This is a genomic window from Pseudomonas atagonensis (assembly GCF_011369485.1).
Classification (GTDB): domain Bacteria; phylum Pseudomonadota; class Gammaproteobacteria; order Pseudomonadales; family Pseudomonadaceae; genus Aquipseudomonas; species Aquipseudomonas atagonensis.
Genome location: NZ_VXCA01000071.1, coordinates 1 through 726 on the forward strand (window position 1 = coordinate 1; position 726 = coordinate 726).

Here is a 726-nt window from a genome sequence, read left to right on the forward strand (position 1 = left end):
GACGCCCTCGACCGGCTGATCCGCGTCCGCCACTCGCGCGACGAACTGCCGGAGTCCTTCGCCCACGACCCGGCCGGCAACCTGCTGATGCAGGACCGCCCCGGCCCCACCCGGGTCAAGGGCAACCGCCTGCTGATGCAGGGCGACCGTCATTACGACTACGACGTCTTCGGCAACCTGATCCGCGAACGCCGCGGCAGCGCCCACAGCCTCGTCACCGAATACCGCTATGACTGTCAGCACCGCCTGATCGGCCTGACCCGCCCCGACGGCAAAACCGTCAGCTACCGCTACGACGCCTTCGGCCGACGCATCGGCAAAACCGTCGACGACGTCAGCACAGAATTCTTCTGGCAAGGCGACCACCTCGTCGCCGAAAGCAGCCAAAGCGAATACCGCAGCTACGTCTACGAACCCGGCACCTTCCGCCCGCTGGCCCTGCTGGACGGCAAAGGCCCAAAAAAGGCCTGCCCGTTTTATTACCAGCTCGACCACCTCGGCACCCCGCAGGAACTCACCGACTACAGCGGCGAAATCGTCTGGTCGGCGCAATACGACGCCTACGGCAAAGTCGCCAACCTGACCCTCGCCGGCGACGACTACCTGAACCAGCCCCTGCGCTTTCAGGGCCAGTACTTCGACGCCGAGAGCGGCCTGCACTACAACCGCCATCGGTATTACGACCCGAGGTTGGGACGGTACCTGACGCCGGATCCGATCAAGTTG

The 726-nt window shown here is 64.9% G+C and carries 1 protein-coding gene; it reads left to right on the forward strand.

Features of this window, described 5'->3' with window-relative positions; translation table 11 throughout:
• A partial coding sequence (locus tag F2P67_RS27530; RefSeq protein ID WP_178120967.1) for an RHS repeat domain-containing protein occupies nucleotides 1–726 on the forward strand: 726 nt, incomplete at both ends.